This is a genomic window from Bradyrhizobium erythrophlei (assembly GCF_900142985.1).
Lineage (GTDB): Bacteria > Pseudomonadota > Alphaproteobacteria > Rhizobiales > Xanthobacteraceae > Bradyrhizobium > Bradyrhizobium erythrophlei_B.
Genome location: NZ_LT670849.1, coordinates 1,715,139 through 1,732,216, shown reverse-complemented (window position 1 = coordinate 1,732,216; position 17,078 = coordinate 1,715,139). Strand labels below are relative to the sequence as shown.

Annotated in this window: 23 protein-coding genes and 1 pseudogene; 19 read left to right on the top strand and 5 right to left on the bottom strand. The window is 62.4% G+C overall.

The features are described from left to right. The first annotated feature begins 8 nt into the window (after positions 1–8). The 9 genes from BUA38_RS08180 to BUA38_RS08140 all read left to right on the top strand — a co-directional run bounded on the left by BUA38_RS08180 (position 9) and on the right by BUA38_RS08140 (position 6,018). Positions 9–755, top strand: a complete 747-nt coding sequence (locus tag BUA38_RS08180; protein WP_072817482.1) for a YebC/PmpR family DNA-binding transcriptional regulator — start codon at positions 9–11, stop codon at positions 753–755. Between the two features lie 37 nt (positions 756–792). Then, the gene (gene ruvC, locus BUA38_RS08175; protein ID WP_072817481.1) at positions 793–1,320 is read left to right on the top strand and encodes a crossover junction endodeoxyribonuclease RuvC; all 528 of its coding nucleotides are present in this window, start codon (positions 793–795) and stop codon (positions 1,318–1,320) included. Next, entirely contained in the window at positions 1,317–1,934 is a 618-nt protein-coding gene (gene ruvA / locus BUA38_RS08170) for a Holliday junction branch migration protein RuvA (protein ID WP_072817480.1), read from the top strand. The genes ruvC and ruvA overlap by 4 nt, the downstream gene beginning before the upstream one ends. Before the next feature lie 111 nt (positions 1,935–2,045). Next, the gene (locus BUA38_RS08165; RefSeq protein WP_072817479.1) at positions 2,046–2,465 is read left to right on the top strand and encodes a cytidine deaminase; all 420 of its coding nucleotides are present in this window, start codon (positions 2,046–2,048) and stop codon (positions 2,463–2,465) included. Next, a complete protein-coding gene (gene ruvB / locus BUA38_RS08160; RefSeq protein WP_072817478.1) occupies positions 2,462–3,511 on the top strand; it encodes a Holliday junction branch migration DNA helicase RuvB in 1,050 nt (349 codons plus the stop codon). Before BUA38_RS08165 ends, ruvB begins: the two co-directional genes overlap by 4 nt. After that, a complete protein-coding gene (locus BUA38_RS08155) occupies positions 3,508–3,912 on the top strand; it encodes an NUDIX hydrolase (RefSeq protein ID WP_072817477.1) in 405 nt (134 codons plus the stop codon). The genes ruvB and BUA38_RS08155 overlap by 4 nt, the downstream gene beginning before the upstream one ends. Before the next feature lie 95 nt (positions 3,913–4,007). Beyond that, the gene (locus BUA38_RS08150; protein WP_072817476.1) at positions 4,008–4,919 is read left to right on the top strand and encodes a metallophosphoesterase; all 912 of its coding nucleotides are present in this window, start codon (positions 4,008–4,010) and stop codon (positions 4,917–4,919) included. Between the two features lie 75 nt (positions 4,920–4,994). Beyond that, complete coding sequence (ybgC, locus tag BUA38_RS08145) at positions 4,995–5,444, top strand: tol-pal system-associated acyl-CoA thioesterase (protein WP_244553213.1); 450 nt, start codon at positions 4,995–4,997, stop codon at positions 5,442–5,444. Between the two features lie 106 nt (positions 5,445–5,550). Continuing rightward, the gene (locus BUA38_RS08140; RefSeq protein WP_072817474.1) at positions 5,551–6,018 is read left to right on the top strand and encodes a DUF1348 family protein; all 468 of its coding nucleotides are present in this window, start codon (positions 5,551–5,553) and stop codon (positions 6,016–6,018) included. A 50-nt stretch (positions 6,019–6,068) separates the two neighbouring features. Here the strand turns inward: BUA38_RS08140 and BUA38_RS08135 are convergent, their stop codons facing one another. Then, positions 6,069–6,713: a glutathione binding-like protein gene (locus BUA38_RS08135; protein WP_072817473.1), complete on the bottom strand. Its 645-nt coding sequence runs from the start codon at positions 6,711–6,713 to the stop codon at positions 6,069–6,071. Positions 6,714–6,809: 96 nt separating this feature from the next. Between BUA38_RS08135 and BUA38_RS08130 the strand changes: the two genes are divergently transcribed. Then, a complete protein-coding gene (locus tag BUA38_RS08130) occupies positions 6,810–7,457 on the top strand; it encodes a TetR/AcrR family transcriptional regulator (RefSeq protein ID WP_072817472.1) in 648 nt (215 codons plus the stop codon). A gap of 28 nt (positions 7,458–7,485) precedes the next feature. Here BUA38_RS08130 and BUA38_RS08125 read toward each other — a convergent pair whose 3' ends face one another. After that, positions 7,486–8,451 carry a 2-hydroxyacid dehydrogenase gene (locus tag BUA38_RS08125; RefSeq protein ID WP_072825940.1) on the bottom strand — a complete coding sequence of 322 codons (966 nt, stop codon included), beginning with the start codon at positions 8,449–8,451 and terminating at the stop codon, positions 7,486–7,488. A 116-nt stretch (positions 8,452–8,567) separates the two neighbouring features. Between BUA38_RS08125 and BUA38_RS08120 the strand changes: the two genes are divergently transcribed. The 5 genes from BUA38_RS08120 (at position 8,568) to BUA38_RS08100 (ending at position 11,733) form a co-directional block, all read left to right on the top strand. Further along, positions 8,568–8,936: a YciI family protein gene (locus tag BUA38_RS08120; protein WP_072817471.1), complete on the top strand. Its 369-nt coding sequence runs from the start codon at positions 8,568–8,570 to the stop codon at positions 8,934–8,936. Continuing rightward, a complete protein-coding gene (locus BUA38_RS08115; RefSeq protein WP_072817470.1) occupies positions 8,933–10,207 on the top strand; it encodes an RNA polymerase sigma factor in 1,275 nt (424 codons plus the stop codon). Before BUA38_RS08120 ends, BUA38_RS08115 begins: the two co-directional genes overlap by 4 nt. Positions 10,208–10,355: 148 nt before the next feature. Continuing rightward, the gene (locus BUA38_RS08110) at positions 10,356–10,727 is read left to right on the top strand and encodes a DoxX family protein (protein ID WP_083587945.1); all 372 of its coding nucleotides are present in this window, start codon (positions 10,356–10,358) and stop codon (positions 10,725–10,727) included. A 27-nt stretch (positions 10,728–10,754) separates the two neighbouring features. Beyond that, positions 10,755–11,303, top strand: coding sequence for an SRPBCC family protein (locus BUA38_RS08105; protein WP_072817469.1), 549 nt, complete (start codon positions 10,755–10,757; stop codon positions 11,301–11,303). A gap of 19 nt (positions 11,304–11,322) precedes the next feature. Beyond that, complete coding sequence (locus BUA38_RS08100; RefSeq protein WP_072817468.1) at positions 11,323–11,733, top strand: VOC family protein; 411 nt, start codon at positions 11,323–11,325, stop codon at positions 11,731–11,733. Between the two features lie 22 nt (positions 11,734–11,755). On the opposite strand, the gene BUA38_RS08095 is transcribed toward BUA38_RS08100, so the two are convergent. The 3 genes and pseudogenes from BUA38_RS08095 to BUA38_RS08085 form a co-directional block, all read right to left on the bottom strand. Continuing rightward, entirely contained in the window at positions 11,756–12,196 is a 441-nt protein-coding gene (locus tag BUA38_RS08095) for a hypothetical protein (protein ID WP_072817467.1), read from the bottom strand. A gap of 261 nt (positions 12,197–12,457) precedes the next feature. After that, positions 12,458–12,747 (bottom strand): annotated as a pseudogene (locus BUA38_RS08090) (hypothetical protein). A 161-nt stretch (positions 12,748–12,908) separates the two neighbouring features. Further along, complete coding sequence (locus BUA38_RS08085) at positions 12,909–13,697, bottom strand: SDR family NAD(P)-dependent oxidoreductase (protein WP_072817466.1); 789 nt, start codon at positions 13,695–13,697, stop codon at positions 12,909–12,911. 126 nt (positions 13,698–13,823) lie between these two features. On the opposite strand from BUA38_RS08085, the gene BUA38_RS08080 reads away from it, so the two are divergent. From BUA38_RS08080 to BUA38_RS08065, 4 genes are all read left to right on the top strand, one after another. Next, positions 13,824–15,023 carry a serine hydrolase domain-containing protein gene (locus BUA38_RS08080; protein WP_072817465.1) on the top strand — a complete coding sequence of 400 codons (1,200 nt, stop codon included), beginning with the start codon at positions 13,824–13,826 and terminating at the stop codon, positions 15,021–15,023. A 139-nt stretch (positions 15,024–15,162) separates the two neighbouring features. Then, complete coding sequence (locus BUA38_RS08075) at positions 15,163–15,573, top strand: YciI family protein (RefSeq protein WP_072825938.1); 411 nt, start codon at positions 15,163–15,165, stop codon at positions 15,571–15,573. Between the two features lie 36 nt (positions 15,574–15,609). After that, positions 15,610–15,975, top strand: a complete 366-nt coding sequence (locus BUA38_RS08070) for a hypothetical protein (protein WP_072817464.1) — start codon at positions 15,610–15,612, stop codon at positions 15,973–15,975. A gap of 273 nt (positions 15,976–16,248) precedes the next feature. Continuing rightward, positions 16,249–17,034, top strand: a complete 786-nt coding sequence (locus BUA38_RS08065; protein ID WP_072817463.1) for a TetR/AcrR family transcriptional regulator — start codon at positions 16,249–16,251, stop codon at positions 17,032–17,034. Positions 17,035–17,078 lie beyond the last annotated feature (44 nt).

Genomic DNA, 17,078 nt, shown 5'->3' with positions numbered 1-17,078 from the left:
AGATCAGCATGGCCGGACATTCCCAGTTCAAGAACATCATGCACCGCAAAGGGCGTCAGGACGCCCAGAAGTCGAAGCTGTTCGGCAAGCTGGCGCGCGAAATCACGGTCGCTGCCAAGCTTGGAACGCCCGATCCGGCGATGAACCCCCGGCTGCGGGCAGCCGTGATCGCCGCGCGGCAGGAAAACATGCCGAAGGACAATATCGAGCGTGCCATCAAGAAGGCGCTGGGCGGCGAGAGCGAGAACTACGACGAAATCCGCTACGAAGGTTACGGCCCCGGCGGCGTCGCGGTCATCGTCGAGGTGCTGACCGACAACCGCAACCGCGCGGCCTCCGATATCCGCTCCTATTTCACCAAGTCGGGCGGCAATCTCGGCGAAACCGGCGCGGTGTCCTTCATGTTCGATCGCACCGGCATCATCGAATATGACGCGAAGGTGGCGTCCGACGATGCGATGCTGGAAGCGGCGATCGATGCCGGCGCCGACGATGTGCTGTCCAGCGAAAGCGGCCACGAGGTCTACGCCTCGCAGGAAACATTGCGCGACGTTGCCAAGGCGCTGGAGGCGAAGTTCGGCGAGGCGCGCAAGGCGGCGGTGATCTGGAAGCCGCAGAATACCGTCGCGGTGGACGACGAAACCGGCGAGAAGCTGTTGAAGCTGATGGACCTTTTGAACGAGCACGACGACGTTCAGAACGTCTATGCCAATTTCGAGGTTTCCGACGCGCTCGTGGCCAAGATGGGCGGATAACCTCATTCCACCCGCGAATCATGCGGTATAAATGCCCATGTCCTCGCAGCCGATTCGTTCCCCCGTTCGCATCCTTGGTATCGACCCCGGCCTGCGCCGCACCGGTTGGGGCGTGATCGAAGTCGAAGGCAACCGTCTGGTTTATATCGGGTGCGGTTCGGTCGAGCCGCCGGAAGATCTGCCGCTGTCGAGCCGCTTGCTTGCCATTCACGAGGGGCTCGCCACAGTGCTCGGCAATTTCCGCCCGCTCGAGGCCGCTGTCGAACAAACCTTCGTCAACAAGGATGGCGTCGCGACGCTGAAGCTCGGCCAGGCCCGTGGCGTCGCCATGCTGGCGCCAGCGATGTTCGGAATTTCGGTTTCCGAATATGCGCCCAACCAGGTGAAGAAGACCGTGGTCGGCGCCGGCCATGCCGACAAGAACCAGATCATGGTGATGCTGAAGGTGCTGTTGCCCAAGGCCGAGCCGAAATCCGCTGACGCGGCCGACGCCCTCGCCATCGCCATCACGCACGCGCATCACCGCACCAGCGCCGCGATGCGGCTCAAGGTGGTCGGTCTATGATCGGCAAGCTCAAGGGCCTGATCGATTCCTATGGCGAGGATTTCGTGATCCTCGATGTCGGTGGCGTCGGTTATCAGGTGCATTGCTCGTCGCGTACCTTGCAGTCCTTGCCCGCGCCGGGCGAGGCGGCGGTACTGTCGATCGAAACCTATGTGCGCGAAGACCAGATCAAGCTGTTTGGTTTCAAGAGCGACATCGAGCGCGAATGGTTTCGGCTGTTGCAGACGGTGCAGGGCGTCGGCGCCAAGGTCGCACTCGCCGTGCTAGGGACGCTGTCGCCGCCGGATCTGGCGAATGCAATTGCGCTGCGCGATAAGGCCGCGGTGACCCGCACGCCCGGCGTCGGCCCCAAGGTCGCCGAGCGCATCGTCACGGAATTGAAGGACAAGGCGCCTGCCTTCGCCAATGTCGATCCGGCGGTGGTGTCTCTCTCCGGCGCGATCGACGATTCTCGCGCGCCGCGCCCGGTGACCGATGCAATTTCCGCGCTGGTCAATCTCGGCTACGGCCAGCCGCAGGCGGCAGCCGCAATTGCCGCAGCCTCGCGCAGCGCCGGGGAAAAAGCCGAGACCGCGCAGCTCATCCGGCTGGGCCTGAAGGAATTGGCGAAGTAGGCTAGTGGAGTGGATTTGACATTCGCCACCTGTCTAGCCGCAAACTCGGAAGGCGAATGTCAAATCCTAAACTCTACTAGCTCCCGCCTCCGAAGGAATGCATCGTCGACCATGCTGAGCAAGAAGGACAAGGAACTGATCGCCGCCGCCACCGAGGCGATCAGCCAGCGCTATCGCAACGACTGGCAGGAAGTGGGCGCCGCGATGCGCACCCGCGACGGCCGCGTCATCACCGGAGTGAACATCGACGCCTATATCGGCCGGATCGCGGTCTGCGCCGAAGCCATTGCGATCGGCCGCGCCATCACCGAGAGCGGCGATCACGGCATCGAGACCATCGTGGCCGTGCGTCATCCGAAGCCGGACGAGCCGGGCAAGATTGCGGTGGTCTCGCCGTGCGGCATTTGCCGCGAACTGATCCACGATTATGACGCCAAGGCGCGTGTCATCGTGCCCAATAGCGGCCGCACGCCCAAGGTCGTGAAAATTGGCGAACTGTTGCCGAACAAATACCGGCGGGGCAACGAATGAACCCGCCCCCGCGCATAGTCACGCCTGATCGCCGCACCGACGATGTGGGCGATACCGCGATGCGGCCGCAATCGCTATCCGAATTTGTCGGCCAGGCGCAGGCGCGCAAGAATCTCTCGATCTTCATCGAGGCCGCGCGCAAGCGCGGCGAGGCGCTCGATCACGTGTTGTTCGTCGGCCCGCCTGGATTGGGCAAGACCACGCTGGCGCAGATCGTCGCGCGCGAGCTCGGCGTCGGCTTTCGCGCCACGTCCGGTCCGGTGATCGCCAAGGCTGGCGATCTCGCCGCGCTCTTGACCAATCTCGAAGAGCGCGACGTGCTCTTCATCGACGAAATTCACCGCTTGAGCCCGGCGGTCGAGGAAGTGCTCTATCCCGCGATGGAGGATTTTCAGCTCGACCTGATCATCGGCGAGGGGCCGGCGGCGCGCTCGGTCAAAATCGAGCTCGCGAAATTCACCCTGGTCGGCGCCACGACGCGCGCGGGGCTTTTGACCAATCCGCTGCGCGACCGTTTTGGCATTCCGGTGCGGCTGAATTTCTACACCGAGGACGAACTGGAAAAGATCGTCACCCGCGGCGCGCGCGTGCTCAACGTTGGCATGACCAGCGACGGCGCCAACGAAATTGCCCGCCGCGCCCGCGGCACGCCGCGTATCGCCGGGCGGCTGCTGCGCCGCGTGCGGGATTTTGCGTCCGCCGCGGATGCGGATTCGATCGATCGCAAGATCGCCGACAACGCGCTGGGCGCGCTGGAAGTCGATGCCGTCGGGCTTGACGCGATGGACCGGCGTTATCTCACGACGATCGCGATAAACTATGGCGGCGGCCCGGTCGGCGTCGAGACGCTCGCCGCCGCTCTGTCCGAGCCGCGCGATGCCATCGAGGACATCATCGAGCCTTATCTGATCCAGTGCGGCTATCTGCAACGCACCCCGCGCGGGCGCTTGTTGACCTCGCACGCCTTCCGCCATCTCGGTCTGAGCGAGCCCACGCGCGATCCGTCGCAGTTCGGATTATTCGGCAACGGCGACGAGGACGAATGACGGCTTCACGCACCATCAAGATCGTCGCTGCCTTGATCCGCGACGACGCCGGGCGGGTGTTGTTGGTGCGCAAGCGCGGCACGAGCGCCTTCATGCAGCCGGGCGGAAAGCTCGATGCCGGCGAAGATGACATCGCCGCGCTGTCCCGCGAAATATCGGAAGAGCTCGGCTGCCTTGTCGTTCCGGCTTCGGTCCGCCCGCTCGAGGCGTTCGATGCGGTCGCCGCCAATGAGCCGGGCTTTCGCGTGGCGGCCAGTCTCTATCACGTCGATGTGATGGGTGCGATCGCGCCGAGCCGGGAGATTGATGAAGCGATCTGGATCGATCCGGCGTCACCGCCCGATATTCATCTGGCGCCGCTGACGCGCGACCACGTTTTGCCGCTCGCCGTGCAGGGTTAGCGCTAGGTAAGGTTACTGCGCGGTATTGGCGCAAGCCTCTCCCAATTCCGCTGCATTTGCTGATCATAGAGGAAAGTGCATCACAATCGCTTTCCATGATTTCGCGTCGTCATCTTCTGCGTGGATTTTCGGGCCTCGGCGTCGCCGGAGTCTCGACGGCTGCCTATGGGGTCAGCGAACCCGAGCTTCAGCTTCAGGTCACGCGGTATCAGATTTCGCCGCCGCAATGGCCGGCTGATCTCAACCTCAAGATCGCGGTCGTCGCCGACGTTCACGCCTGCGATCCCTGGATGTCGCTCGATCGTATCCAGGAAATCGTCGAACACACCAATGCGCTTCAGCCCGACATCACCGTGTTGCTCGGCGACTATGTCGCCGGCCACCGGCATGTGACGCGATTTATTCCGGCCGATGAATGGGCGTCCGCGCTCGCCGGTCTCAAGGCGCCGCTCGGCGTGCACGCCATTCTCGGCAATCATGATTATTGGGATGACCGGACGGTTCAGCGCAGCGGGCAGGGCGCGACCGCTGCCCGCCGCGCGTTAGAGGCCGCTGGCATTCCGGTCTACGAAAATGACGTCCAGCGCCTGAGCAAGGGCGGCCGCCCGTTCTGGCTCGCAGGCCTCGGCGATCAACTGGCATACGCTCCGGCGCGGCGCTTTCGTCCGATCAAACGAATTGGCGTCGACGATCTCAGCGCGACGCTCAACAAGGTAACGGACGATGCGCCGGTCATCCTGCTGGCGCATGAGCCGGATGTCGCACACCGCGTGCCGTCCCGCGTCGCGCTCCAGCTCTCCGGTCACACCCATGGCGGTCAGGTGCGGCTGATGGGCTGGTCGCCGGTAGCGCCTTCCGGACAACTCTTGACCTACGGTCATATCCGCTTGAACTGCGATATCGTCGTCTCCGGCGGTCTGGGTTGCAGCCTGCTGCCGTTCCGGATCGGTGTTCCCCCGGAAATCGTGCAGGTGACGCTGGGAAAGCCGGGCCTCATCGTATCCTAGCGTCTAGCCCGCGCTTGCGCGCCACGGTGAATTCTCGCAAAACACGATTGTCTGAAGAGGCGATCGAGGCCGCACGTGACACAACCCTACCTTGATGGCGAAATCCGCGACGGCCGCCATCACATGCAAATCCGCGTCTATTACGAGGACACGGATTTCTCCGGCATCGTCTATCACGCCAACTATCTGCGCTTCATGGAGCGTGGCCGCACCAATCATTTGCGGTTGATGGGCGCCGAGCAGCACGCGCTGTTCACGGAAGTGGAGACCGAGATATCAGGCTTTGCCTTTGTGGTGCGCTCGATGAAACTCGATTTTCTGAGACCTGCGCGGATGGACGATGTGCTGGATATCGTGACCTGGCCGGTCGCGGTGAAAGGCGCCTCCATCGTTCTGGCGCAGGAGGTACGGCGTGATTCGGACGTATTGGTCACCGCCGAGGTGCGCGTCGCCTTCATCAGCGAGGGCAGGGCGCAGCCTATTCCGAAATCGATCCGCATGCTGATGAAGGCCGATCTCGAGTAGTTGAAGCCCTCGATTGGCTCTTGCAATCGAGCGATAGAAACACGGCCATCGACTCTCTTGATTCACGCGATAGTCTCGGCCGCCATGCAGAAGCCGGGAGGTCAAGATGTCGCGTCCGCCACTACCGCCGTTCACCCGTGAAACCGCCGCGCAGAAGGCGCGCATGGCGGAAGACGCCTGGAATTCGCGCGATCCCGAACGCGTGTCGCTTGCCTATACCGAGGACAGCCGCTGGCGTAACCGCTCTGAAGTCTTCGAGGGGCGTGCGGCGATCGTCGCATTCCTCACGCGCAAATGGGCGAAGGAGCTCGACTATCGCCTGATCAAGGACCTCTGGGCGTTCGACAACAACCGCATCGCGGTGCGCTTTCAGTATGAATGGCGTGATGCGAGCGGCCAGTGGCACCGCTCCTATGGCAATGAGCAGTGGGAGTTCGACGAGCACGGCCTGATGCGCCGGCGCGAGGCCAGCATCAATGACATCACGATTGACGAGAAAGATCGGCGCTTCCACTGGCCGGCGCCCGGACCCCGGCCGCAAGACGTGCCGGGTCTGGGCGACAGTCCGTTCTGAGATATTCAAACAGCCTCTCCCCGCGTGTGGGGAGAGGCAATGGCGTTCGCTCAGGCCGCGGCCTTGTGGCGGGCGATCTCGGCCTTGTACAGCTCGAACTCTTCCGCGATCGCTTTCGCGATGCTGGGCCGCGCGCGCAGCCGCTCGTAATAGGCTTTCACGGTCGGCCATTTCGCGAGCTCGATCGGCGGCGTTGCCATGGTCCAGTTGATGACGGTGACAAGATAGGCATCCGCCACCGTGAAATGGTCGAGCAGGAATTCGCGGTCCTTCAGATAGTTTTCGAGATGGTCGAGGCGCGAGAGGCCCCGGCCGAGGATGTAGGACTTGATTTCCGCCGGCGCTTTCCTGTCGAGCAGCGGTACGAATAATCCCTTGTGCAATTCGGTGCCGATAAAGCAGAGCCATTGATGCAGCCTGCTTCGGTCCATGCCCGGTGAAGTACCGAGATGCGCTTCGGATAAGCGATCGGCCACGTATTGCAGGATGGCCGCGTTCTCGGTCAGCACCTGCCCGTCATCGGTGCGCAACGTCGGCACCAGCCCAAGTGGATTGATCGTGCGAAAATCCGATCCGTCGTTCTGCACCACCTTGTTTTTCGGGTCGACCTCGAAATAGGTCGCCTCGTAGCCAGCTTCGTAGAATGCAATCCGGGTCGCCAGCGAACAGGCAAGCGGTGAGAAGTAGAGATCCATGGCGTTCCTCGCGGGTTTGGATTTGGGTTTCCAAGTCGGTCTTGCTTTTTGTACTGTCTCGCATAATATAAATTGGGTCAAGGAATTTTTTGCAAAATGGTACAAAAAACGAAAAAGTCGCCGGAAATCAGACCTGAAGCGGTTGCGCCGAAGCGCCGCGGGCGGCCGCGCGCCTATGAGCCCGAAGTTGCCCTCGGCAAGGCGCTCGATCTGTTTCGGAAAGACGGTTTCGCCGCGACCTCGCTCGACGAGCTCAGCGCGGCGACGGGGATGAACCGGCCGAGCCTCTATGCAGCGTTCGGCGACAAGCGCGAGCTCTATATCAAGAGTTATGCGCGCTATCGCGCCGATGCGCGCGCGGCGATGGTCGAGATTTTCAGAGGCGAGTTGCCAATCCGCGAGCGGCTTGCGCGCATCTATGCCGCGGCGCTCGATATCTATGTTGCCGATGTCTCAGAGCCGCAGGGCTGTTTCACGGTCATGACGGCCGCCTCCGAAGCGGTCGCTGATTCCGAGATCCGCGCGATGGTGCTGGACGGATTTGCCGAGCTCGACAGGGCGTTCGCGTCCTGCTTCCGCCGCGCCAAGGAGCAGGGCGAATTGCCGCCGTCGGCCGATCCGGCCGTTTTGGCGCAACTTGCGTCGGCCACGATCCATACCATCGCGATCCGGTCGCGGGCGCGCGTACCTCGCAAGGAACTCGAGGCGATCGCGAACGGCGCGATCGCCGTGATGTGCGGATGAGGCCGCGGCGAGAAGGCTAGCGGGCCTTTCAATATCCCCGGTCCGGATCGACGAGGTTTTCCAGCGCTTGGCCGCCTTCAAATCGGTCGATCTGACGCGCGACATATTTCGAAATCTCGTCGGCGTCGGTGTCGGCGGCGTTGTGCGGCGTCAGCACGACCTTCGGATGGGTCCAGAACGGGCTATCTGCGGGCTGCGGTTCGACCTGATAGACGTCGAGCGAGACCGCGCCTAACGTGCCGTCGTCAAGGCACGACAGAATATCGGCCTCATTCTGCAAGCCGCCGCGCCCGGCATTGATCAGAACCGGCGCGCCAAGCGGGCTTGACCGGTTCAGTTTGGAGAATAGTTCGCGGTTGAGGATGCCATGCGTATCTGGCGTCAGCGGCAACAGGCTGACCAGAATGTCGGTGCGTCGCAGGAACGCATCGAGTTGCGTTTTGCCGTGGAAGCATTCGACGCCCTTGATCGTCTTCGGGCTGTTGCTCCATCCGACGACCTGAAAGCCGAGCCGCACCAGAACTTCCGCCGCGTCCGCACCTAACGTGCCGAGACCCATGACGCCGACGGTGAGCGCGCCGGCTGCCCATTGATGCCTGGGCGCCCAGCGCTTCTCGCGCTGGCTCTGGCGCAGGTAAAGTTCCTGCCGGTGATGCATCAGCACGTGCAGCACGACATATTCGGTCATCCGGCCGGTGAGATCGCCGACGGAGACGCGCACCAGCGGCACCTTGGGCAAGGTCTTGTCGGCCATCAGCGCATCGACGCCGGCCCCTAGGTTGAAGATCACCTTCAGGTTCGGAAACGATGCCAATTCGCCCGGCACCGGCTTCCAGACCGCTGCATAGCGGACGTCGGCCGGATCGCCGCCTTTTTCCGTTGCCAACCGCAGTGGACGGTCCCCACAGACGTCGTGGAATCGGCGCTCCCAGCGTTCCAGCGACCAGTTCTCGGTGCCGCCATGGATCAGCAGCGCCAGCGTTCCTTTTTTCATCATTACCTCTCGCCCGGAAACATTACCGGGGCCTGTTTTCAGTGCAAAATTTTTTCCGTAAGCATGTCGGAATGAAGTCTTCCCAAGCGTCCTTGGGCCACAAAGGAGCTTTTCCCATGCTGTATGCCATACTTTGCTATCATGATGAGGATTTGGTCGGCTCGTGGACCCGCGAACATGATGCGAACGTCATGTCGAAGCTCATCGTCGTCCAGGACAAGTTGAAGAAGGAGGGGCGGCTGGGCCCGGTCGCCCGCCTGCTGCCGACCACGGCAGCGACGACGCTGCGCAAGGACGATCCGCCGCTGGTGCTGGACGGCCCCTATGCCGAGACCAAGGAGCAGCTGCTCGGCTTCTACATCATCGACTGCGAAAATCTCGATGCGGCTGTCGACGTGGCGCGCGAACTTGGTGCGGCCAATCCGGGTGGTGCCTATGAAATTCGCCCGGTCGGATTTTACGAACCCGGCGCAGGCGCGAAATGACCGATACCGCCTGGATCGATGCAGCCCTGACTTCGGCGCGTCCCCAGGCCGTTGGCGCATTGCTGCGCTATTTTCGCAATCTCGATACCGCGGAAGAGGCGTTCCAGAACGCCTGCCTGCGCGCCCTGAAAAGCTGGCCGCAAAACGGGCCGCCGCGCGATCCCGCGGCCTGGCTGATCATGGTCGGACGTAATGCTGCGATCGACGAGGTCCGCCGGTCGCATAAGCAGGAAGCGTTGCCCGACGACGTGGCCATCTCCGATCTCGACGACGCCGAGGAAGAGATTGCCGAGCGGCTCGACGGTTCGCACTACCGTGACGATATCCTTCGCCTGTTGTTCATCTGCTGCCATCCTGACCTGCCGGCGACTCAGCAGATTGCGCTCGCGTTACGCATCGTTTCCGGCCTTTCGGTGAAGCAGATCGCACGCGCCTTCCTGGTAACGGAACCGGCGATGGAGCAGCGCATCACCCGCGCCAAGGCAAAGGTCGCCAGCGCCGGCGTGGCCTTTGAAACGCCCGGCGCGGTCGAACGCAGCGAGCGGCTCGCTGCGGTCGCTGCGATGATTTACCTGATCTTCAACGAGGGTTATTCGGCGAGCGGCGAAACTTGCGAGATTCGCATGCCGCTGTGCGAGGAAGCGATCCGGCTGGCGCGGCTGTTGCTCCGCCTGTTCCAGAGCGAGCCCGAGATCATGGGTCTGACCGCGCTGTTGCTGTTGCAGCATTCGCGCGCCCCGGCGCGGTTCGATACCAACGGCGAACTGGTCCTGCTCGAGGATCAGGATCGCACGCTGTGGAACGAGAAGCTGATCAACGAGGGCCAGGCCTTGATCGACAAGGCGATGCGGCATCGCCGCTCCGGGCCGTATCAGGTGCAGGCGGCGATTGCGGCGTTGCATTCGCACGCGACAAAGCCTGAAAACACCGACTGGGCTCAGATCGATCTGCTCTACGGCACGCTGGAGATCATGCAGCCATCGCCGGTCATCACGCTCAACCGCGCGGTGGCTGCGTCCAAGGTGCGCGGGCCGGAAGCTGCCTTGCAAATGATCGAACCGCTCGGTGAGCGGCTGTCGAACTATTTTCATTATTTCGGCGTCCGCGGCGCCTTCCTGATGCAGCTTGGCCGCAACGAAGAGGCGCGCGTGGCCTTCGATCGCGCCATTGCGCTGGCCAATACCTCGGCCGAGGCCGCCCACATCCGCATGCACCTGGACCGGCTGATCCGCGACAGCCAGGGTGCGGCGGCCGCAAAAAATAAAAAATAATTTGAGGGGTCTGTCGGCCCGCCGTTCCTCCGTTCGTCTTGAGGTCATGAGATGCGCGATAGGGGACGCGACCATGAAGACGCAAGATGTCGGTTATACCGGGAATGCCATGCCTGGAACGCCCACGCCCGCGGTGTCGAGGCCGGCGATCTGGCTGGGCCGTGCAACAAGCGGCCTCGTCATTCTGTTCATGCTGCTGGATGGCGCGATCAAGCTCGTGCCGTGGCCAATTGTCACGGAGACGATGGACAGGATGGGCTATGGTTCGAGCGAAAGCCTCGCGCGATGCCTGGGTGCGATCAGCCTGATCTGCACAGCGCTCTACGCTTTTCCGCCGACTGCATTCGTCGGGGCGATCCTGATGACCGGCTATCTCGGTGGCGCGATGGCCTCGCATGTGAGGATCGGAAGTCCGTTGTTCACCCACATTCTCTTCGGGTTCTATCTTGGTGTGATGGTGTGGGGCGGCCTGTGGTTGCGCGATGGGCGACTGCGCTCGCTGTTGCCGTTCGTACGCTAATTTCGTTGACTGAAATGGGAGCACTCCATGCTTGAGATCATTGCCATCATCGCCGTCATCCTGGCGATCGCGATTGCGATCGTTCTGATCCTCGCTTCGACCAAGCCGGCTACGTTCGCTATCCAGCGGTCGGCAGTAATGCAGGCCCCGGCGGAAGCGGTTTTCCCGCTGATCAATAATTTTCATCAGTGGACGAAGTGGTCGCCGTGGGAGAACCGGGATCCCGCGCTGAAGCGCACTTACGGTGGCGCCGAGAGTGGCAAGGGCGCCGTCTATGCGTGGGACGGGAACAAGAATGTCGGTTCCGGCCGCATGGAAATTCTCGACGCCTCATCGCCGTCAAAAATCACGATCAAGCTCGACTTCCTCAAGCCGTTCGAAGCTCACAATACGGCCGAGTTCACCTTCGTACCGGAGCGTGAGGCCGGCGCAACCAACGTCATCTGGGTGATGCGAGGCCCGTCATCGTTCATGTCCAAGGTGATGCAGGTGTTCATGGACTTCGACAAGATGATCGGCAGGGATTTCGAAACCGGTCTCGCCAACCTGAAAACGCTCGCTGAAAAGAAGGCCTGAGAAACCCAAGGAGGACGCGATGCTCAATCCCTATCTGTTTTACAACGACAATTGCGAGGCCGCCTTCAAGTTTTACGAAAAGGTGCTCGGCGGCAAAATCGAAATGATGTTGCGTGCCGATGAAGGGCCCGAAGATATGAAGCCAGGGCCGGGCCGGGAGAAACTGATCATGCATGCGCGCATGTCGATCGGCAGCCAGGTGCTGATGGCCTCGGATTCTCCGCCGGAGCATTTTCACAAGCCGCAGGGTTTTGCGGTCTCGCTAACGATCAACGATCCCATCGAAGCCGAGCGCAAGTTCAATGCACTGGCCGAAGGCGGCAGCCTCAACATGCCGTTCGGCAAGACCTTCTTCTCCAAGGGCTTTGGCATGTGCATCGACCAGTTCGGCATCCCCTGGATGGTGAACTCGCCGCTGCAAGGGATGTAGGGCGTTCCGCGAAACGGATTGGTCAGCGGCATCTCGGATAGAGCGCGGCGAGTTCACGGCCGCGCAACAGCAAAAGCCGCGAGGTCAATCCGCCGCGATGAACGATCCAGTCGCGAACGCCGGACGGATAGGCCTGGAGCACCAGTGCTGAGGCCTCCGGCTCCGTATACATCCGGCCGCGCCGGTCCATCGACTTTGCGGCATGGAATCCGAGCACCGCACGGCGCGTGACGCAGATGCGCGAACTCGGCACCATGCTCAGCACCAGTGTGCACGCGGAAAGACAGGGGCCGTCGATGACGACGCGCTCACCGGACTCGCGCACCTTTTCGAACAGGTCGAGAAAGGGGCCGACCTGTCCGCCCGGGCTCGCCAGGATTCGAACTTCAGCGTAAGCCGGCGATGTCGCGAGCGCACACAAAGTCAGAGTGACGGAGCAAATTCCGACGAAAAGTTTCCGCATCAACCCTCCATCTTGCCGAGACTGCCAAGTCTTTCGGGGGCAAAGTCTCCAGGATGGGTAGGCAATTGCAAGACCTGCGCCAAGGTTCCGGTGTATTCGACGATCTGCCGAGAGATGCGGCCAGAAAAAGGCCGCACCGTGTTCCGCCCGACTCCACGCGGTCCTGGCAACGCGGCGCAGGCATTCACAGCTCGCGCGCCCAACCGGGCGCGCGCTCTGGCATCGATCGAGCCATGCCAGCCGATCAGTAGATCAGCCAAGTCAGGCGGTGCGGTTCTTCAGTGCGCCGACAATCGCGGTGAGGACAGCGCCTGCAACTCCGCCACCGGCTGCCTGGCCGATGATGCTGCCGATATCCGGCGTCGAGGCGGAATTGGCAAGCAGCGGAATCAGCATACCGAGAAGCTGGCCCCCGCGCCGCCGCCGATCGCGCCTGCGATGGTGTTTCCGATTGTTCCGAGGTCGATGTTCTTGGCGGCGCCTGCGGCGACGTTGCCTCCGATTGCACCACTGATGATCTGGATGATAAGGCTGATGAGCATTCCCGACATGACGCGAAACTCCCCCGATCCGGTGTTCGGTTTCAGCGTTGTCAACGGCGCCGGACCATCGCCGCGCTTATCAATCTTAGGTGGTTAGGCCGCGAAGGTCACGCTGCGCCAGCGAAGGAAATCGAAAAATAAGCAAGTTCGCTCGCTGGAGAGACGGGCTTCTATCCGTTTCGTCTCGCGCCGCGCAGCGTCGGTAGGCCGATGCCGGCCGCATCGAAGCCGCCGTCGACGGCAAGAATCTGGCCCGTGATGTAGCTTGCCCGGTCGCTGCAAAGAAAATACACGGCCTCCGCCAGTTCCTCCTCGAGACCGTAGCGGTTAAGCGGGATCGCGTCGTGGTAGTCGGCGCGGATCTCCGCGCTGTGAACCGCCTTCGCCATCGCAGTGTCGACCGGTCCCGGCGCCACGCCGTTGACACGAATGCCGAGTTCGGCGAGTTCGACCGCAAGCTGCTTGGTCAGATGCGCGAGCCCCGCCTTGCTGGTGCCGTAGGCCGAGCGCAGCGTCGAGGCGCGCAATCCCGAAATGGAAGTAATGTTGACGATCGCGCCGCCGCCGTGATGGCGCATCAAGGGCACCGTGGCCTTGGTGCACAGGAATGGCCCGGTGAGGTTGACCGCGAGCACACGGCTCCAGTCCGCGTCCGAGGTTTCCATCAGCGGCTCGAATACCGCGACGCCGGCGTTGTTGATCAACGCGTCAAGCCGTTCGAAACGGCGCTCGATCTCCGCACATGCGAGAGCGACCGCGCCGGCGTCGGAAACGTCGCAAGTCAGGGCTAGCGTGTCGTCGGGCCTGGCCAGCGCGGCCACGCTTTTTGCCAGGGGCTCACCGAGGACATCGAGCAGTGCGACGCGCCAGCCATCGGCGAGAAAGCGTTTGGCCACGGCAAGCCCGATGCCGCGAGCGGCGCCCGTGACCAATGCGACTTTTTGCGAGGAAGCGGTCATGCCTGTTCCATCCTGACTTGCATTACCTTCTCTCTAGCATGGAAGGCCCAGCTCTGCTTTGTTGCGCCCCGGCAAAGGACCTTGAACCCGACGCCAGAGAGAGATCACCGGGAAGGAAACGGCGGAATGACGAGTGAGGGCAGGATTTCGAAAGCGGGATTTGATCGGCTCCGGGGTGTGATGGCCGGTCACGTCGAGCGCGGCGATGTGCCGGGCCTCGTGATGCTGGTCAGCCATCACGGCGAAGTCCACGCCGAGGGAATCGGGCGGCTTGCCTTCGAAGGTTCCTCGATGCTGCGCGATTCGCTTTTTCGCATCACCTCGATGACCAAGCCTGTGACGGCGGCGGCCGCGATGGTGCTGGTCGAGGAGGGCCGCTTGAAGCTCGACGACCCCGTCGATCCATGGCTGCCGGAATTGGCCAATCGCAAGGTGCTGCTCAGGTCCGATGCGCTGGTGCATCAAACCGTGCCGGCGCGCCGCGCGATCACGTTGCGCGATCTGCTTAACTTCCATTGCGGCTACGGCATGATTCCGGTTTTCCCCGAACGTCTTCCGATTCAGCGGGCCTATGCGGAAGCGGGTCTCGCGCCGGGACCGGTGTTCCCGTCGTTTCCGCCCGACGATCTGATGCGGCGTTACGGCAGCCTGCCGCTGGTCTATCAGCCGGGCGAGCGCTGGCTCTACAACGCCGGCAGTGAAATTCTCGGCGTGCTGATCGCGCGGGTTGCAGGCAAGACGTTCGGCGAATTCCTGAACGAGCGAATTTTTGCGCCGCTCGGCATGAAGGATACCGCCTTCTACGCGCCCAAAGACAAACACTATCGATTCACCAGCGCCTATATGTACGATTCCGCGGCGCGGCAGTTGAAGGTCTTCGACCCTCCGGTGACGGGCCGATTTTCAAATCCGCCTGTGTTTGAAAACGGCGCAGCCGGCCTCGTCTCGACCGCGGACGACTTCAACGCCTTCGCCCGGATGATGCTCGATGCTGGCGGTGCGGGCAGCCCGCGCGTGCTGTCGCGCGAATCCATCAGTTTGATGACGACCAACACCATCGTGCCGGACGAGAAGCGCGAGTCGCAATTGTTCCTCGGTAGCGCCCGGGGCTGGGGATTTGGCCTGTCCGTTTTCACCGGGATCGACGATCCGAACGCCGCGCCCGGCCGCTTCGGCTGGGACGGTGGCTATGGCACGACCTGGTATTCCGATCGGAACGCACAGCTCACCGGCATTCTCTTGACCCAGCGGGTAATGGATTCGCCGACGCCGCCGGCAGTATTTTCGGATTTCTGGACCACGGTCGGCGAGATCGCCGCGAAATGAGACGTCTATGGCGACCCGCCGGGCCGCCAAGTCGTTTGAAATAATTCCTCGGCCCATGTCGGGAGTGCCCGGCGTCAATCGTCATATGGGGGAGCGCCGGCCTGTCCGGGGCTTCCCGATCTCGAAAACGGAGAACAAGATGCGTTTTATGATGCTGATGATCCCGCGGGGCTATGAGACCGCGGCGCCGGGCGCCACGCCGCCGGCAGAAGCCGTCGCTGCAATGATGAAATACAACGAGGCGCTGAAGGAAGCCGGCGTCCTGATCACCCTCGACGGTTTGCACCCGCCGTCCTCGGGCGTACGGGTCTCGTTCGAGAGCGGCAAGCCGGTCGTCATCGATGGTCCCTTCACCGAGTCGAAAGAGGTGATCGGCGGCTACTGGATGATCGACGTGAAGTCGCGCGAGGAAGCGATCGCCTGGGCCAAACGTTGCCCGGCCGCCAACAACGAGACCATCGAGATTCGACAGGTTTTCGAGATGACGGACTTCCCGCCCGACGTCCAGAAGGCCGCCGCCGGGTTCACCGAAATGCAGGCCAAGTGCTGAAACGATTTTTTATCACCGCAAACCAGGAGAAATCAGATGAGCACGAACGACACCTTCCTCGCTGTCTTCCTTGGCAGCAAGAACAGTGCGAAGTGGACGGCGTGGAACGCGCTGTCCGAGACCGAGCGAAAAGCGCGCGAGATACGCGGGATGGCCGCGTGGAAGGCCTGGGTCGAGAAGCATCAGGCGTCCCTCGTCCAGATGGGCGGGCCTCTCGGCAAGACCAAGAAAGTCGATGCCCAGGGCATTGCCGACGTCACCAACGCGATGGGCGCCTTCACGGTGGTCCGTGCGGCCTCGCATGAAGCGGCGGCGAAGATGTTCGAGGACCATCCGCATTTCTCGATCTTCCCCGGCGAGTCCGTGGAAGTCATGCCGGTGCTCCCGATCCCGGGCGGCTAGTGGTCCGAACATTCGCATCCCTTCTCGGCGGCCACTTTTGCGAATGTTAGAATCAGAGGACCACTACCAAATATAGGTTTCTAGTGGAGTTTCGGATTTGACATTCGCATTGCGAATGCGCGGCTATGGGGTAGCGAATGTCAAATCCGCTCCACTAGGTCGCCTTCGGGGCGAGAAGTCCGCTAACCGCGTTCTGGTTTGAAGTCCGTGGGTCCGCTTGCTGGCGGCGCACGGGCTTCTAATCGTGGCTGGCTTCATGTAAAAGCTATTTACATGAGCTGGCGCAAAGACCCCGGCCGCACCGAGCGCGGCTATCACCACGGCAATCTCAAGGAGGCGCTGCTGCAAGCGGCGCTCGACCTCATTGCCACGAAAGGTGCGGCCGGCTTCACCTTTGCCGACGCCGCGCGGATCGCCGGTGTCAGTCCGGCGGCTCCGTACCGGCATTTTCGCGACCGGGACGAATTGCTGTCGAACATCGCGCAACGCGGTTTCGAGCAGTTCGAATCCGCTCTGTCGGAAGCCTGGGATGATGGGCGGCCCGATACCGTGTCGGCGTTCGAGCGGGTCGGCAAAGCCTATCTCGCTTTCGCGCGCGAGAAGCCGGCGTTCTATTCCGCGATGTTCGAATCCGGGCTGGCGGCCGACGTCAGCGCGGGCTTGCACGCTGCGGCCGAGCGCGCCTTTGCCGTGATCCGTGCTGCTGCCGAGCGCCTCGCCGCGCTGGCGCCACCCGGTTCGCCGCGGCCGCCGGCGCTGATGATGGCGCTTCACATATGGTCGATGTCACACGGCGTGGCGTCGCTGTTTGCCCGTGGGGATGCGGCGCGGCGCAAGCTGCCGATGTCGGCCGAGGAACTTCTGGAAGCCGAAGTGCTGATCTATTTGCGCGGCCTCGGTTTTATGACCGACCGCCGGTCAGCGGCGCAGGAAGCCCACGGCAAAGATCAAGGGAAAGATCAGGCGAAAAATCAGGGGAAAGCGCCTCCGGGGCCGCCGCCCTTGCCACCCGATCCTCCACAGGGGCCTTCATCGGGTCCCTGGGGCCGCCCAAAATAATTTAGCCGGGCGCGCGTCCGCCCAGCTTGACAAAAAACTGGAAC

Excerpts from the sequence above, each read along its gene's own strand:
- BUA38_RS08130 (WP_072817472.1), top strand. The coding sequence starts at position 6,810 with ATGGTACAAAAAACGAAAAAGTCGCCGGAAATCAGACCTGAAGCGGTT.
- BUA38_RS08120 (WP_072817471.1), top strand. The coding sequence starts at position 8,568 with ATGCTGTATGCCATACTTTGCTATCATGATGAGGATTTGGTCGGCTCG.
- BUA38_RS08165 (WP_072817479.1), top strand. The coding sequence starts at position 2,046 with ATGCTGAGCAAGAAGGACAAGGAACTGATCGCCGCCGCCACCGAGGCG.
- BUA38_RS08105 (WP_072817469.1), top strand. The coding sequence starts at position 10,755 with ATGCTTGAGATCATTGCCATCATCGCCGTCATCCTGGCGATCGCGATT.
- BUA38_RS08075 (WP_072825938.1), top strand. The coding sequence starts at position 15,163 with ATGCGTTTTATGATGCTGATGATCCCGCGGGGCTATGAGACCGCGGCG.
- BUA38_RS08095 (WP_072817467.1), bottom strand. The coding sequence starts at position 12,196 with ATGCGGAAACTTTTCGTCGGAATTTGCTCCGTCACTCTGACTTTGTGT.
- BUA38_RS08100 (WP_072817468.1), top strand. The coding sequence starts at position 11,323 with ATGCTCAATCCCTATCTGTTTTACAACGACAATTGCGAGGCCGCCTTC.
- BUA38_RS08135 (WP_072817473.1), bottom strand. The coding sequence starts at position 6,713 with ATGGATCTCTACTTCTCACCGCTTGCCTGTTCGCTGGCGACCCGGATT.
- BUA38_RS08150 (WP_072817476.1), top strand. The coding sequence starts at position 4,008 with ATGATTTCGCGTCGTCATCTTCTGCGTGGATTTTCGGGCCTCGGCGTC.
- BUA38_RS08085 (WP_072817466.1), bottom strand. The coding sequence starts at position 13,697 with ATGACCGCTTCCTCGCAAAAAGTCGCATTGGTCACGGGCGCCGCTCGC.
- BUA38_RS08180 (WP_072817482.1), top strand. The coding sequence starts at position 9 with ATGGCCGGACATTCCCAGTTCAAGAACATCATGCACCGCAAAGGGCGT.
- BUA38_RS08080 (WP_072817465.1), top strand. The coding sequence starts at position 13,824 with ATGACGAGTGAGGGCAGGATTTCGAAAGCGGGATTTGATCGGCTCCGG.
- BUA38_RS08070 (WP_072817464.1), top strand. The coding sequence starts at position 15,610 with ATGAGCACGAACGACACCTTCCTCGCTGTCTTCCTTGGCAGCAAGAAC.
- ruvA (WP_072817480.1), top strand. The coding sequence starts at position 1,317 with ATGATCGGCAAGCTCAAGGGCCTGATCGATTCCTATGGCGAGGATTTC.
- ruvB (WP_072817478.1), top strand. The coding sequence starts at position 2,462 with ATGAACCCGCCCCCGCGCATAGTCACGCCTGATCGCCGCACCGACGAT.
- ruvC (WP_072817481.1), top strand. The coding sequence starts at position 793 with ATGTCCTCGCAGCCGATTCGTTCCCCCGTTCGCATCCTTGGTATCGAC.
- BUA38_RS08065 (WP_072817463.1), top strand. The coding sequence starts at position 16,249 with ATGAGCTGGCGCAAAGACCCCGGCCGCACCGAGCGCGGCTATCACCAC.
- BUA38_RS08155 (WP_072817477.1), top strand. The coding sequence starts at position 3,508 with ATGACGGCTTCACGCACCATCAAGATCGTCGCTGCCTTGATCCGCGAC.
- BUA38_RS08140 (WP_072817474.1), top strand. The coding sequence starts at position 5,551 with ATGTCGCGTCCGCCACTACCGCCGTTCACCCGTGAAACCGCCGCGCAG.
- BUA38_RS08125 (WP_072825940.1), bottom strand. The coding sequence starts at position 8,451 with ATGAAAAAAGGAACGCTGGCGCTGCTGATCCATGGCGGCACCGAGAAC.
- BUA38_RS08115 (WP_072817470.1), top strand. The coding sequence starts at position 8,933 with ATGACCGATACCGCCTGGATCGATGCAGCCCTGACTTCGGCGCGTCCC.